This window comes from Hymenobacter siberiensis (assembly GCF_018967865.2).
Classification (GTDB): domain Bacteria; phylum Bacteroidota; class Bacteroidia; order Cytophagales; family Hymenobacteraceae; genus Hymenobacter; species Hymenobacter siberiensis.
On record NZ_JAHLZY020000003.1, the window covers coordinates 46439 to 60927 of the forward strand.

Consider the following 14489-nt stretch of genomic DNA (forward strand, 5'->3'; position numbering starts at 1 on the left):
ACAGTCTTGTTAATTAAATTCTTGTGCCCGGCACCCGTATGCTCCGGTCCGACCGCCTGGGGCAGTCGGACCGGAGCATACGGGTGCCGGGCACGGCTTCCTTTTTGCCTCGCGCGGCTTCCGCTTCGCGCCCCGGCGGGCATTCGGGCAAATTCAACTTAACATCTTCCTATGGACTACTGCCTGACCCCCGTGACCGACGTGGCTGCCGCGCTGACTACCTCGCCGGCCGGCCTCGACGCGACCACGGCCGGGCAGCGCCTGGCCGAGTACGGTCCCAACCGGCTGGCCGACACCAAGCAGAAAACGCTTTGGCAGCTGGTGCTGCACCAGCTGGCCGACGTGATGATTCTGGTGCTGCTGGCCGCCGCCGGGGTGTCGGTGCTCATCGGCGAAGCCAAGTCGGCCTACGTCATTCTGGCCATTGTGGTGCTGAACGCCGTCATCGGGTTTGTGCAGGAATACCGGGCCGATAAGGCCATGGAGGCCCTGCAAAAGATGGCCGCCAGCCACGCCCAGGTGCTGCGCGACGGCCAGCCGCAGCAAGTGCTCACCGCCGACCTGGTGCCCGGCGATGTGGTGCTGCTCGAAGCCGGCAACGTGATTCCGGCCGATGTGCGCTTCCTGGAAACCCACGCCCTGAAAGTGGACGAGTCGTCGCTGACCGGCGAATCCGGTGACGTGGAGAAAACGCCCGATGCGCTGCCGCCCGGCGACTACCCCCTCGGCGACCGGTTGAACCTGGGCTACAAGGGCACGGCTGTGACCAACGGCCGGGCCACGGCCTACGTGGTGGGCACCGGCATGGGCACCGAGCTGGGCAAGATTGCCGCCCTCATTCAGACCGCCGAAGTGGTGACGCCGCTGCAAAAGCGGCTGGGCACGCTGGGCAAGCGCCTGTCGGTGGCGGCGCTGGTGGTGGGCGGGCTGTTTTTTGGCGTGGGCTGGCTGCGGGGCGAGCCTTGGGAAAACCTGCTGCTGGTGTCCATCTCGCTGGCCATCGCGGCCCTGCCCGAGGCGTTGCCGGCGCTGGTTACCGTGTCGCTGGCGCTGGGCGCGGGCCGGCTCATGCAGAGCCACGCCCTCATCCGCAAGCTGCCGGCCGTGGAAACGCTGGGCTCGGTCACCTACATCTGCACCGATAAAACCGGCACCCTCACCCTGAACCAGATGACGGTGCAGCACCTCTACGAAGTGCCCGCCGTGACCCTGCCCGGCCTGGCCGACCGCAACGCCCTGCTCACGGCCCTGGCCCTGAACACCGATGCTACCTGCGACCCCGAAAACCAATGGCTGGGTGACTCGACCGAAGTCGCCCTGGCCCGGTATGCCGCCGCCCATGACTATACCCGCCCGGCGCTGGAGCAGCAGTTTCCGCGCCTGGCCGAGCTGCCCTTCGACTCGGAGCGCCGGTGCATGACCACGCTGCACCAAACCCCGGCGGGCGTGCTGGTGCTTACCAAAGGCGCGGCGGGGGCGCTGTACAAGCAGCTAGCCGGCAGCCAGCAGGCCAGTATTATCGACCTCACCCGGCGCGTGGACGAAATGGCCGCCCAGGGCTACCGGGTGCTGGCCTACGGGGCCAAAGTACTACCCGTAATGCCCGTCGACCTCGCCCCGGCCGCCGTGGAAACCGGCCTCACCTTCCTCGGCTTCGCCAGCCTGATGGACCCGCCCCGCGAGGAAGCCCGCCAGGCCGTGGCCGAGTGCAAAACGGCCGGCATTATTGCCGTCATGATTACCGGCGACCACAAGCTCACGGCCAAGGCCATTGCCGAGCAGCTGGGCATCATTTCTTCCGATGAAGAGCTGGTGCTCACCGGCCCCGAGCTGGCGGCGCTGGATGAGCCCGCCTTTGCCGCCCTGGTGGAAAAAGTGCGGGTGTACGCCCGTGTCGACCCGGCGCAGAAGCTCCGCATCATCGGTGCGCTGCAGGCCCGGCACCAGTTCGTGGCCATGACCGGCGACGGCGTGAACGACGCCCCGGCCCTCAAAAACGCCGATATCGGCATTGCCATGGGCCTGCACGGCACGGAGGTGGCCAAGGAGGCGGCAGCCATGATTCTGCTCGACGACGACTTTGCGACCATCGTGGAGGCGGTGCGGCACGGGCGGCGCATCTACGCCAACATCCTCAAGTTCATCCGCTACATTCTGGCCGGCAGCGCGGGGGAAATCATTGCCCTGTTCTGCGCGCCGTTTTTCGGCTTGCCCGTGCCGTTGCTGGCCATTCACATTCTGTGGATTAACCTGATAACCGACGGCCTGCCCGGCCTGGCCCTGGCCTACGAGCCGTCGGAAAAGAACAGCATGCAGCGCCCGCCCATCGACCCGCGCCAGACTATTTTCTCCGATGGCCTGGGCTGGTTTATTCTGGGTATCGGGCTGCTGGTGGGCGGCCTCACCATCGGCATGCAGGCCTGGTCCATTCACCGGGGCCTGCCGCACTGGCAAACGATGGCCTTCACCGTGCTCTGCTTCAGCCAGCTGGGCATGGCGCTGGTCATTCGCTCGCGGCGCGAGTCCATTTTCACCCTCGGTCTGTTTTCCAACAAGGCCATGCTGGGGTCGGTGGTGCTCACCGTGGGCCTGCACCTCACTATCTTGTACGTACCCTTCTGCAACGAGCTGTTCAGCACCCAGCCGCTCACCGTGGCCGAGCTGGGCATCACGGTGGCCGTGGCCAGCGTGGTGTTCTGGGTGGTGGAAATCCAGAAGCTCATCATTCGGCGGCGTGGGAGTGATGTGATGCTGCAACTTAAGGATAAAAGTGTCGCGTTATTATCTCGTCGTGCTACCTGAGCACGGCCTGTTTCGCCTGCCCGGCCAACAGGCCGACGGCTCGTACTCCTTCACCCTACCGCCATGGCCATTGTCCGATTCATGCGCCCCCTGGTGCGGCCTTTCGCCCAGTTCTTCCATCTCAAGGCGGCCAGCTGCCTGTTGCTGCTGGCCAGCGCGGTGCTGGCCCTGGTGCTGGCCAACATCAGCTGGGGGCTGGGCCAGCACTTCCCGGCGGTGTGGCACCAGCACCTGCGCATTACGGTGCACCATCTTGTGCTCGACCACTCGCTGCTGGACTGGATAAACGATGGGCTGATGACCCTGTTTTTTCTGATGGTCGGCCTGGAAATCAAGCGTGAAGTGCTGGGGGGCGGGCTCGCCACGCTGCACCAGGCGGCCCTGCCGCTGGCCGGGGCGCTGGGGGGCATGGTGGTGCCGGCGCTGCTCTTCACACTCTTCAACCACGGCACGCCTACGGCCAGCGGCTGGGGCATTCCCATGGCCACCGACATTGCCTTTGCGCTGGCCGTGCTGCAGCTATTGGGGCCGCGCGTACCGCTGGGCCTCAAGGTGTTTCTCACAGCCCTGGCTGTGGTCGATGATATGGGGGCCATGGCCATTATTGCCGGTTTCTACACCAAAACCCTGTACCTGAACTACCTGTACCTTGCCATCGGTACCTGGGCTTTGCTGCTGGCTTTCAACTACCTGCGCGTAAGTAGTTTGTGGGCCTACCTGCCGCTGGGGCTGCTGCTCACGTACTTCATGCTCGAATCGGGCATTCATACCACGCTGGCCGGGGTGCTGCTGGCGGTGGCCATTCCCTTCCGCGACGCCTGCCCGCGCCCCGAAATGCTGGAGCGGCTGCACCGGCAGCTAGGCCGGCTGCAGGACCGAACGCAACACAAAAGCGCCGACCCGCACGGCATCGGGGCGGAGCTGGAGGCGCTGGGCCGCAGCAGCAGCTCGCCGGCCCAACGCCTGGAGGACCAGCTCTACGTTGTGGTCGCCTTCGTGGTCATCCCCCTGTTTGCCTTCGCCAATAGCAGCCTGGTAATTGCACCGGCGGCCGTGCGCGGGCTGCTCTCGCCGCTGGGCCTGGGCATTGTGGTGGGGCTGCTGGTGGGCAAGCCCCTGGGCGTTGGGGCCGTGTGCTGGCTCACGGTGCGTTTGGGGTGGGCCAAGCTGCCGGCCGGCGTGGGCTGGTCGCAGATATGGGCCGTGGGCGTGCTGGCCGGCATTGGCTTCACCATGTCCATTTTCATCACCTTGCTGGCCCTGGACCCCCGCTCGCCCGATATCGACACGGCCAAGCTGGCGGTGCTGGTGGCCTCCGTCTGCGCCAGTGGGCTGGGCTACGCGCTGCTGCGGCGTACGCTAACCGCGCCAGCGTAATCCGGAGTTGCTCTTTACCTGTTGCTGCGCAACTGCTGTTGAGGCGGCTTTTTTGTTGCCGGCTGCTATTTTTTAGCTGATTATCAGCGCATAAATAGCAGCCGGCAATGAGCGCCCAGCAACTGGTTAGTTCCCAAAGCTCATCCCCGGGGCATGGGCTTTGTCGATGGCCGCCCGCGCTACGCGGCGGCAGCGCCCCGGCGCGAACGGCATTGGTTGACAAAGCTTATCCCCGGGGCATGAGCTTTGTCAACCAATGCCGGAACCACCGCCCGTAAGTTTGAATAATTGAGCCAGGCAAGGCAGTTGTTTGATATTCATTCGGTTTTAGCGATTTCCAGGCTGCCCGACGTCACTTTTAGACTTATTAGCCATGACTAATATCCTTTTTGAACGCCTCGGAGGCACAGCTGGTATCAAGTCGATTGTTGACGGCGTTGTGTAAGCACAAGATTGATGACCAGTCCAGAAATGATGTTCTAGCCATTGGCTGGTCGTTAAAAGACATGATTATTGCCAGATAAAACGGGCCCGGCGGCAGTGCGCGTAGCCCTTGTACTGAATCTGCCGGGCACCCTCACCACACAATGAAGCCCATGGACACTGCTATTCGCCGCAAACCCCGGCCACATTTCCGGGATATCGTGGTCATTGGTGCCTCAGCTGGCGGCGTCACGGCCTTGCTGGCGCTGGCCAAAATCCTGCCGGCCGACTTTCCGGCCCCCATTTTCATCGTGCAGCACGTAGCCCCGGATTCGCCGAGTATTCTGCCCCAGCTGCTCAGCTCCGTGTCGGCCCTGGAGGCCCGGCACCCCCGGAATGGCGAAACCGTGGAGCTTGGCGTCATCTACGTGGCTCCGCCCGACCACCACCTGCTGCTCGAAGACGACAAGGTGCTGGTGACGCGGGGACCGAAGGAAAACCGCTTCCGGCCGTCCATCGACGCGTTGTTTCGCTCGGCGGCCTACACGTTTGGGCCCCGCGTGCTGGGCGTGGTGCTCACGGGCTACCTCGACGACGGCACCTCCGGCCTGTGGAGCGTGCAGCGCATGGGCGGGGTAGCCATTGTGCAGGACCCGAACGACGCCGAGCAGCCGGCCATGCCGACCAATGCGCTCCAGTTCGTCGAAGCCGATTACGTGACTCCCCTGGCCGAACTCGGGGCCTTGCTGGTGCGGCTGACGCGGGAACCCGCCCCGCCCCGGCCGCACCTGCCCGCCGAGCAGCTCGACCTGCTCAAAATCGAGCTCACCATTGCCAAGCAGGGCGGGGGCTTCGAGCTGGGCATCATTGAGAAGGGCCTGCTCACGCCCTTCACCTGCCCGGACTGCCACGGCGCCCTCACCCAACTAATTGAGGGAAATCTGATTCGCTACCGCTGCCACACGGGCCACGCCTACACGGTCAGCTCTCTGCTCAGCGAAGTCACCGCCTCGGTCGAAAGCCTGCTCTACCAGGCCATGCGCGGGCTCGAAGAAACCAAGATGCTGCTCCACAACCTGGGCATGCACTTCACCGAAAATCAGCAAACGGAAGTAGCCGAGCTATTTTTTCGCAAAGCCGATGAAACCGGCCTGCAGGCCCGCATTGTGCACCAATCCATCCTCACACAGGAAGCCCTGAGCGGGGACCTGCAGTTCCGGCAAAACAAGCGGCCCATTTCCTGACCAGACCGGCATCACGCCCGCACCCAGAGGGTCGGGAATACCGGTAAATGCACGTTGGCTGTGCCAGGCCGGGGGCCATGGCAGCCGGCCCGCCCCCGCGTTTTGGCCGGGGCCCACCGCGTCTTGCATTGCCTGGCTGCCCGCCAGGTGCGGCCCGTGGGTTTCCGCAGTCCTGCTTCGCACCTTACCAACCTTTTCGTTGGTTAAGTAGGTAGTTAGTAATAAGTAGTCAGATTTCAGCTATTTAAATATCAGTCAATTGACTTCTGTCTGACTACCGATTACTTATGACCGACTACTTACTGCCTGATTACGTGCTGCTTCCCTAATCCTCCCTTTCGAACCCTGTCCGGCCTAATGAACCAACCCAGCTACGACAATACGCAAAAAAAGGCTCCCCGGCGGTTGCTGAGAAGCCTTTTGCTACGCTGCGGGGCGGCCGGTTATATTGGGTTGTCGGCATCGCCGATTTTGCCGCCGTCGTTGGCGGAGCTGGGGGAAGCATTGCCCCCGGTGTTATCGGTGTTGTAGGCCGTGGTGTTCTTGGGTTGATTCTTCCGCTCCTGGTCGGAGCCGCCGCCGCTGTTGCGCTGCTCGGCGCTGAGCTGTGTGCCTTTGTTGCTGCTGCCTTTGGCGGTGTAGGCCGGCTGGCCATCGTCGTTCACGTCGTTGCCGTGGTTGCCGCCGTGGTGGCCTTCGCTGCTTGCGGCTTTGGTTAGCTTTTGCGCGCCTTGCTGCTGCACGCCCGCGCCGTGCACGTTGGCATCGGTGGGGGCATCGCTGCCGTCGTTGGCCACCTGGGCCTGCGTCTGGTGGTGTTCGTTCTTCGCTTTAGTAGCCATGATTAAAAAAGGAAAAGGTGAGAATGGGAATTGCGGGACCCCGCCCGAAACGGGCCTAGGCGTAGGGCTGGTGGTCGTTGTCGGGCTTGTCGAGGTTGCGGTTGGGGTGGGTTAGGGGGGCGTTGGCGCCGGGCTCGTCGGGGCCGTCGGTGTACTCCTGGCTCAGGTCCAGCGTATCGGCCAGCGCCTCCAGGTCGGGAATGGTTTTCACGCTGGCTTTCGAGAGGCCCTCGCCGGCCGGAATGCCTTTGGCGCTGCGCGTTGACTGGCGGGGCAGCACGGGTTGTTTGCTATCGGGATTGATGGGGGGCTTTGACATGGTGGAGGGGGGGGGGTAAAACGAATAAAATTCAGTTGACACCGCCCGGACTGCTCCGGGGCTGGCTGTATCAAAAGTACCGGCCCCACCAGGCCCCGGAAATGCAAAAGCTCATCCCCAAAGGATGAGCTTTGTCAACGAAAGTGGGAACTGCCGCCCGCGCCGCGCGGTGCCGTGGCCTACCAATGGGCCCGGCGCAGCTTTTCGGGTTCCAGCACCCGGATGGTGTTCGGGCTCAACGCAATCAGGCCGGCTTGCTTGAACTCGTTCAGCGTGCGGCTCAGCGACTCGGGGGCGGTGCCCACCATGGCGGCCATGTCGTCGCGGGTGAGCTGAATGCCCGCGTCGGCGGCTTCGGTGCCGGCCTGCTGCTCGTGCAGCTGCACCAGCGTATCGGCCACCCGCCGGCGGATGGAGCTGTAGGCCAGGGCCAGCAGCTGCTCGGCCTGCCCGCTCACCTGGCCGGCCAGCAGGCGCACAAACTGCTGGCCCACGTCGGGGTTGCGCAGCAGCAGCGCCATGAAATCATCCTTCGGAATGTAGAGCAGCTCGGCCTCGTCCACGGCAATAGCCGAGTCGCAGTGGGGTGTGTGCTGCAACAGCGGCAGGTAGCCGAAAAATTCGCCGGGGCCGTAGAGGCCCACAATCAGCTCCTTGCCGGCATCGGTAGTTTTCACGGTTTTCACCCGGCCGCTCTGCACGTAGTAGAGCCGGGTCGATTCGTCGCCTTCGAGGTAAATATCCTGTTTTTTGCGAATCAGGTGGGGCTTGCGGTCCAGCGAGAGGCTGGCCAGGTCGCCGGTCTGCTGTGCTTCGTCCAGAAACTGGTGCAGGCGCTCGTCGTTGGGGTTCGGTTCCGGCTTCAGGTGCTGAAAGCGGCTGAGCCGCCCGCTCACGGCGCTGAGCAAATCTGCTTTTTCGAAGGGTTTGCTCAGGTAGTCGTCGGCCCCCAGGGCCATGCCGCGCCGGCGGTCGGCCCGGTCGGTTTTGGCGGTGAGGAAGATGAACGGGATGCCGGTGAGCTGTGGGTGCTGGTTGAAAATCTGGAGTACCCCGTAGCCGTCGAGCACAGGCATCATGATGTCGCAGATAACCAGGTCGGGCCGGTCGCGCAGGGCCAGCTGCACGCCCACCTCACCGTTTTCGGCCGTTTGCATGGTGTAGCCGGCCAGCTCCAGTAGCTGCGCCGTGTTTTCCCGGATGATTTGATGGTCTTCAATGAGTAGAATGGTGAGCATGAAAGGGGAGGTGAAGGGTGGAAGGGACGGTTTTGGGGCTTGTTCAACGGGTGGCCTCACCGCCCATAATCGGGCGTGGAGAGGGGCAGCCTGATGGTGACCAACGTGCCCTCGCCGAGGATGCTGTGCAGGTCGATGGTGCCACCCATCAGCTCCACGTATTTGGCGATGATGTAGAGGCCCAGGCCGGTGCCGGGCTCGCTGACGACGCTGGGAGCCCGAAAAAACTGCTCGAACAGGTGCGCCTGGTCTTCCTGCGAAATGCCCACGCCCTGGTCCTGCACGGTTATCGTGAGCTGCTTGGGCTGGCAGCCGGCCCGCACCGTAATAACCGAGTTTTGGCCCGAGTACTTGAGGGAATTGGAGAGCAGATTCATCAGGATTTTGCGCAACAGCGACGCATCCAGCCACACCGGGACGGGGCACACGACCTGCCAGTCGATGACCTGGCCGGCTTTGAGCAGGCTTTGCACGTCGGCCACCGTGTCGTGCACCAGGCTGGTCAGGTTCAGGTTGCCGGGGTGGGCCTCAATTTTGCCTTCCTCGATGCGGCCCACCGACAGGAATTCCTCCAGAATGGTGTTCAGGTGCTGCACCGAGGTGCGGATGTGGGCCACGTACTTTAGGCGCTGGGCCTGCTGGTGGCCGCCGGGAAACTCGGCAATCAAATCGGCGGAGGTGAGCACGGCGGTGAGGGGCGTGCGGAACTCGTGCGAGGCCATGCTCACGAAGCGCGATTTCAGCTCGCCTAGCTCCTGCTCGGCCTGCAGGGCCAGGGCCAGCTCGTCGCCGCGCTTCTCTAGCTGCTCCAGCGTGAGCATCAGGGCGTTGGTGCGGTTGATGACCTTTTGCTCCAGCTCGGCGTTGAGGCGGGCCACGCGCTGGTGCTGGGTGTGCAGCTCCTGCTCGGTGGCCTGCTTGGCGGTGAGGTCCAGGATGTAGGCGACCACGTAAAGCTCCTCGTCGAGGTAAAAGTAGCTCAGGCTAGCCTCGACGGGAAAAGTGGAGCCGTCGCGGCGCTGGCCGGCCAGCGGGCGGTTGTGGCCCATGTTACGCACCTGCGGGTCGGCGTTGTAGGAGGCGCGCAGCTGCGCGTGGTGCTGGCCGGCGGCATCGGGCACCAGCACTTCAATTTGCTGGCCCAGCAGCTCGGTCGGGCAGTAGCCGAACAGCTGCCCGGCCCGCGCATTCACCGACACCATGCGACCCGGCTGGTCGCAGACGATGATGCCCAGCGTGGCGTTGGTAAACACGGCCTCGAAGCGGCGCACGCTGTGGGCCAGGGCGCGCTCGGCCTGTTGCAGCCGGCTGTGCTCGGTGAGGTTGACCAGAAACAGGGCCCGGCCGTTGAGCTCAAAATACGTCAGCTTGACATAGGCCCGAAATGGCTCGCCGATATGGCGGCGAATGTCGGCTTCGAGCTCGTGGTGGCCCTCGCGGCGGGTAATTTCGCACAGGCGCAGCCACTGCTCTGGCGTCCAGGGCGGCGTGCGCAGCGAGTGGTTGGGGTCGGCGAGCAGGGCTTCCTCCGAAGGATAGCCGAGCAGGTGTACGCCGGCCGGGTTTACGTGCGTGAACCAGCGCAGGTCCAGGTCGTAAATGCCGGCCATCTCCTCAGAATGGGTATATAGTAACTCGGCCACCACGTCCGTGTAGGCACCTGGAAGCATGGGCATAATTACAAAATGAGCCGCGCGGAGGCCCGGGGGCGGCAGGTACGCGCGGGCTTATGCTACCGGGCTTGACAAACGTCACCCCAGCTCCCTGATATCCATCATACGGCCCAGCGGAATCCTCGGGTAATTTTGCGGCTACTTACCCTCTGATTTTATGCAGCAAGCTTCGCTCCTCACGTTCGCATCACCCCCTAGCCCCCTCTCCGAAAAGGAGAGGGGGAACTATTTCTGATTTATAAATCTAAAAATCAGTGATTTATATCAGATTATAGGACTAGTAGTAGTCCCCCTCTCTTTTTCGGAGAGGGGGCTAGGGGGTGAGGCGAACAGTAGAACGACCCGGCTGCGTAACATCAGTTATCCTGTAGCACTAAGGTGCAGCTTACTTTTCCTCGGCCCATGTTTTCTTCTGCTATTGTTCCGTTGTTGCCCGCCCACGCGGCCATGTTGCTCGTGCTGCTGCCCACCGTGGGCCCCGGCAACCGGCAGGAAAGTCCCCTCGCCCGCACCACCACCAATCAGCTGCTGAAAGGCTTGCAACTCCAGCTCGGTACCGCTATTCACGTGCTGAAAGTGGATGAGGGCAGCCATCCCGCCGTGGTACACGCCTTCGATGGCCGGGGCGTGCCCGCCTTCGTACTGCTGCGCGACGGCGCGGAGCTGTGGCGGCAGCAGGGTCTGCCCGAAGGTGCCCCCATGGCCGCCTTGCTGCTAAGTAAGCTGGCCGAGGCCGGGGGGTAGCTGATGTCGCGCAGTGACTGGTGCGGCTGGGGCTTTGGTTACGGTTTCTCGTTGCTGGCTTCTGGTTTAACGCCTGTGAGCTGCTTTTATAAAACGAGAACCAACCCGTACCGAGAAACCAGCAGCTACACCCCGCTCGGTTAGTCCGGTTCGCGGAGTACAAGGCTAGGCGGCCGCCACTTTCCTGTCCAAGGTCAGGCCCTCGGGGTGACTTTCGTCAAGGCGGCGGGGCGGGGATTTCGGTACTCTTGTGTCGGGCTTTATTCGGGCCGGCTCTTCTGTTAATTTTATGGATGTTACCCTACAATTTCTGGGGGCCGCGCACTGCGTCACCGGCTCCAAATACCTGGTCACGCTCGACGACCGCGCCACCCGGCCGCACCAGCTGATGGTGGACTGCGGCCTGTTTCAGGGGCTTAAAGAGCTGCGCCTGCGCAACCGCGAGCCCCTGCCACTGACGCCGGCCGACGTGGAGCTGGTCATCCTCACGCACGCCCACATCGACCACAGCGGCTACCTGCCCAAGCTGGTGCGCGACGGCTTTCGGGGCCGTATTCTGTGCACCGAGGCCACCGCCGACCTGCTCAGCATCATGCTTCTCGATTCGGCCAAGCTCCAGGAAGAAGAAGCCGCGTACGCCAATAAAAAAGGCTATTCCAAGCACCACCCCGCCGAGCCGCTCTATACCCAGACCGACGTGGAGCACATGCTGCCGCTGGTGGAAACCGTGGCCTACGATGCCCCAGTGGCCCTGCTCGGCGGCCTGCTCACGCTCACCTTCCGCGATGCCGGCCACATCCTCGGCTCGGCCATTGTGGAGCTGGAAGTGCAGGGCGCGCAGCAGCGTAAGAAGCTGGTGTTTTCCGGCGACCTGGGCCGCTACGACAACCCGGTGCTCTTCGACCCCACGTCCATTGCCAGCGCCGATGTGCTGCTGGTGGAATCTACCTACGGCGACCGCGACGCCCGCATCGAAGACCCCGAGGCCGAGCTGGTGCAGGTGGTGACTGAGGCCTTGGCCCGGGGCGGCGTACTGCTCATTGCCGCCTTCGCCGTGGGCCGCACCCAAACGCTGCTCTACTACCTCAAAAAGCTTATTGCCGAAGGCCGCCTGCCCCAAGTGCCCGTGTACGTGGACAGCCCGATGGGCATCCGGGTGTCGGACCTGTACCCGCGCCACCCGGCCGCCCATCGCCTCGGGCACGGCAACGTGTTCGACTTTCCGGGCGTGCGCTTTGTTACCGAAGCCCGCGAGTCGAAGGGGCTGAACGCGAAAACCGGGCCGGCTATCATCGTTTCCTCCAGCGGCATGCTTACTGGCGGGCGCATTATTCACCACCTGTTCAACCGCCTGCCCCGGCCCCAGGATACGCTGCTGCTCGTGGGCTACCAGGCCGAGGGCACCCGGGGCCGCCGCCTGCAAAACGGCGAAACGGAAATCAAAATGTTCGGTGAAATGGTGCCCGTGCGCTGCCAGGTGAAGCAGCTCCAGGGCTTCTCGGCCCACGCCGACCGCTCGGAGCTGCTGCGCTGGCTCGGCCAGTTCCAGGCCCCGCCCAAGCGCACGTTCATCGTGCACGGCGAGCCTGTGCCCGCCGAGGCCCTGGCCCAAACCCTGCGCGAAGCCCACGGCTGGCCCAACGTGGAAGTGCCCGACTACCTGGACCGGAAAGTGCTGTTCGAAGGTATTTAATCAGACTGTTCAGCAATTCGCCAGCCGTTCAGCATGAGCGTTTTATCAACTCAAATAGCTTCTCGGGAAAACGCCTTATTCGCCCAGCCACCACCAGCGCCGGGGCCGCCGCCGGGCCGCCAGCTGCTACTTAACCACGGCGTACTGCTCGATGTGGGCCAGGGCTTCCTCCACCGAATCGGTGTAGGTGAGCAGCCGCAAATCGGCCGGTGCTACTATGCCCTGCGCCTCCAGGTAGGTGAGCAGCTCGCGCAACGACTGCCAATAGTCGCGGCCGACCACTACCATCGGGAAATTGTGGATTTTTCGGGTCTGGATGAGCGTGAGGGCCTCAAACAGCTCGTCGAGCGTGCCAATGCCGCCGGGCATAATCACGAAGGCATAGGAGTATTTGACCAGCAGCACCTTGCGCACGCAAAAATGCCGGCAGGCCAGCCAGTGGTCCAGGTACGGGTTGGGATGCTGCTCCTTCGGCAGCACGATGTTGCAGCCCACCGAAAGCCCGCCCACGTCGTGGGCCCCGCGGTTGGCGGCCTCCATAATTCCCGGCCCGCCGCCGGTGAGCACCGTGAAGCCCTGCCGGCTCAGGCCCGCGCCCAGCTGCCGGGCCAGGGCATAAAACGGCGAGTCTTCGGTGAGCCGAGCCGAATACCGGCACGCACGGCCCCACAAAGTGCAGCATCCGAAACCCGCGCAGAAACTCGCGCAGCACCGTCCACAAAAAGCGCAGCTCCCCCCCGGCGGGTGCCCGGCCCGGCCATAAAGCGCCGCTCGGCCCGCTGGCTTGGGGTGGGGGGGCGCCGTGGGCCGGGGGAAGGGTTGAAAAGCCCGCGTTGCCTCCGAAGCCGGCAGGGTTGTCATGGTGTCCGGGCACAGGAATGTTCTGTTAGAGAGGTTTCGGAGTCTATGTACACGATGTAGAGACGCAATATTTTGCGTCTCGTCGTTGAACGACCGGAACTGCGCCGCCCGGAATACCTGACTGCGCAACACTAATAACATCAGCAACGACGAGACGTAAAATATTGCGTCTCTACATCGTGTACACGGACCTTGAATTTGCTCTAATGAGCAAGGCGGGCGCTGTCGCGGGCCAGGCGTTCCCGGCGGGCCTTTTCGCAGGCCGCTTTGCGGCGGAAGTAGCCGCGGAGCAGGAAGTTGTGCTGCAGGGCCGTCATGCTCTGGTTGAGCTTAACGGTGCTTTGGGCCGCGTTGCCCATGGTCTGGCGCAGGTGCCGGGCGGCGGCGGTGTCGGTGAGCAGCACCTGCAGCAGGCCGCCACCGTGCTGTACCTGGCGCTGCAGGCCGCTGAGGGTGGCGGCCAGCGTATCGGAAGTGCCGGCCAGTTGCCGGGCGGCGTGCCCAATCTGGCCAGCAAACGCCTTGTCGGTGAGCAGGTAGCCCAGGGGCCCCTGGCCCTGGCGCACCCCGCTGGTAAGTTGGTGCACATCGGTGGCGGCGGCGTTGAGTTGGGCCGAAGCGGCGGCCGCGTTACGCACGCTCTGGCTCACATCAGCCGGCAGCTGCTCGTTGCTCAGCAGCTCCCACAGCGCCTTACTGTCGTTGAGCTTATTCGTGACCTGGCGCAGGCCGGTGGTGATGCCGACCAGGTTTTGGTTAGACACGTCGAGCGTGGCCAGCATGGCGTCGATGCTGGTTTTTTCCTGCGTAGGCAGCCGGTCGTCGGCCTGCACGGCCGGGGCCGGGCCGGGAGCGGCCGTGAGGTTGATAATGGTGTTGCCCACCAGTCCGTCGGTGCCGATGCTGGCCACCGTGTTGCGCCGCACGAAGGGCTGCACGTCCTTGTTCAGGCTCATGTTCACGCGCACCGTGGTGTCGTTTATAATATTGATATCCTCCACGGTACCCACCGTGATGCCGCCCAGCCGCACGTTGTTGCCGGGCAGCAGGCCGGCCACGTTGCGAAAATCGGCCTGCACCGGCAGGCTGCTCTGAAACAGGTTTTGCTGGCGGCCCAGCAGGTAGAGCACGGCAAGCAGGCACCCCACCCCCACCACGACGAACAGGCCGAGGCGCACTTGCTTGCTGGTGGAAGAGTCGGGCATGATGATGGGATTAAAGTGGTTAAGTGGAAGAATGCGTTGGATTGGGAGGGGAAAGCCGTCATGCTGAG

The 14489-nt window shown here is 63.6% G+C and carries 11 protein-coding genes; 5 read left to right on the top strand and 6 right to left on the bottom strand.

Translation table 11 applies throughout. The annotated features are described in order from the left end of the window. The first annotated feature begins 171 nt into the window (after positions 1 to 171). The 3 genes from KQ659_RS20875 to KQ659_RS20885 all read left to right on the top strand — a co-directional run bounded on the left by KQ659_RS20875 (position 172) and on the right by KQ659_RS20885 (position 5846). Positions 172 to 2802: a cation-translocating P-type ATPase gene (locus KQ659_RS20875; protein ID WP_216690892.1), complete on the top strand. Its 2631-nt coding sequence runs from the start codon at positions 172 to 174 to the stop codon at positions 2800 to 2802. 63 nt (positions 2803 to 2865) lie between these two features. Next, positions 2866 to 4179 carry a Na+/H+ antiporter NhaA gene (gene nhaA, locus KQ659_RS20880; RefSeq protein ID WP_216690893.1) on the top strand — a complete coding sequence of 438 codons (1314 nt, stop codon included), beginning with the start codon at positions 2866 to 2868 and terminating at the stop codon, positions 4177 to 4179. A 596-nt stretch (positions 4180 to 4775) separates the two neighbouring features. Beyond that, entirely contained in the window at positions 4776 to 5846 is a 1071-nt protein-coding gene (locus KQ659_RS20885; RefSeq protein WP_216690894.1) for a chemotaxis protein CheB, read from the top strand. Between the two features lie 443 nt (positions 5847 to 6289). Here KQ659_RS20885 and KQ659_RS20890 read toward each other — a convergent pair whose 3' ends face one another. From KQ659_RS20890 to KQ659_RS20905, 4 genes are all read right to left on the bottom strand, one after another. After that, positions 6290 to 6688 carry a hypothetical protein gene (locus KQ659_RS20890; protein WP_216690895.1) on the bottom strand — a complete coding sequence of 133 codons (399 nt, stop codon included), beginning with the start codon at positions 6686 to 6688 and terminating at the stop codon, positions 6290 to 6292. A 55-nt stretch (positions 6689 to 6743) separates the two neighbouring features. Further along, positions 6744 to 7007 carry a hypothetical protein gene (locus KQ659_RS20895; RefSeq protein WP_216690896.1) on the bottom strand — a complete coding sequence of 88 codons (264 nt, stop codon included), beginning with the start codon at positions 7005 to 7007 and terminating at the stop codon, positions 6744 to 6746. A 179-nt stretch (positions 7008 to 7186) separates the two neighbouring features. Further along, on the bottom strand, positions 7187 to 8245 hold the full coding sequence (locus KQ659_RS20900; RefSeq protein WP_216690897.1) for a response regulator: 1059 nt from the start codon (positions 8243 to 8245) through the stop codon (positions 7187 to 7189). A gap of 56 nt (positions 8246 to 8301) precedes the next feature. Beyond that, positions 8302 to 9921, bottom strand: coding sequence for a sensor histidine kinase (locus KQ659_RS20905; RefSeq protein ID WP_226930179.1), 1620 nt, complete (start codon positions 9919 to 9921; stop codon positions 8302 to 8304). A gap of 399 nt (positions 9922 to 10320) precedes the next feature. On the opposite strand from KQ659_RS20905, the gene KQ659_RS20910 reads away from it, so the two are divergent. Both KQ659_RS20910 and KQ659_RS20915 read left to right on the top strand, forming a co-directional pair. After that, entirely contained in the window at positions 10321 to 10662 is a 342-nt protein-coding gene (locus KQ659_RS20910) for a thioredoxin family protein (protein WP_216690898.1), read from the top strand. Positions 10663 to 10951: 289 nt separating this feature from the next. Then, positions 10952 to 12355 carry an MBL fold metallo-hydrolase RNA specificity domain-containing protein gene (locus tag KQ659_RS20915; protein ID WP_216690899.1) on the top strand — a complete coding sequence of 468 codons (1404 nt, stop codon included), beginning with the start codon at positions 10952 to 10954 and terminating at the stop codon, positions 12353 to 12355. 126 nt (positions 12356 to 12481) lie between these two features. On the opposite strand, the gene KQ659_RS20920 is transcribed toward KQ659_RS20915, so the two are convergent. Both KQ659_RS20920 and KQ659_RS20925 read right to left on the bottom strand, forming a co-directional pair. Next, complete coding sequence (locus KQ659_RS20920) at positions 12482 to 13027, bottom strand: LOG family protein (protein WP_226930183.1); 546 nt, start codon at positions 13025 to 13027, stop codon at positions 12482 to 12484. 392 nt (positions 13028 to 13419) lie between these two features. After that, positions 13420 to 14421: an MlaD family protein gene (locus KQ659_RS20925; RefSeq protein WP_216690900.1), complete on the bottom strand. Its 1002-nt coding sequence runs from the start codon at positions 14419 to 14421 to the stop codon at positions 13420 to 13422. Positions 14422 to 14489 lie beyond the last annotated feature (68 nt).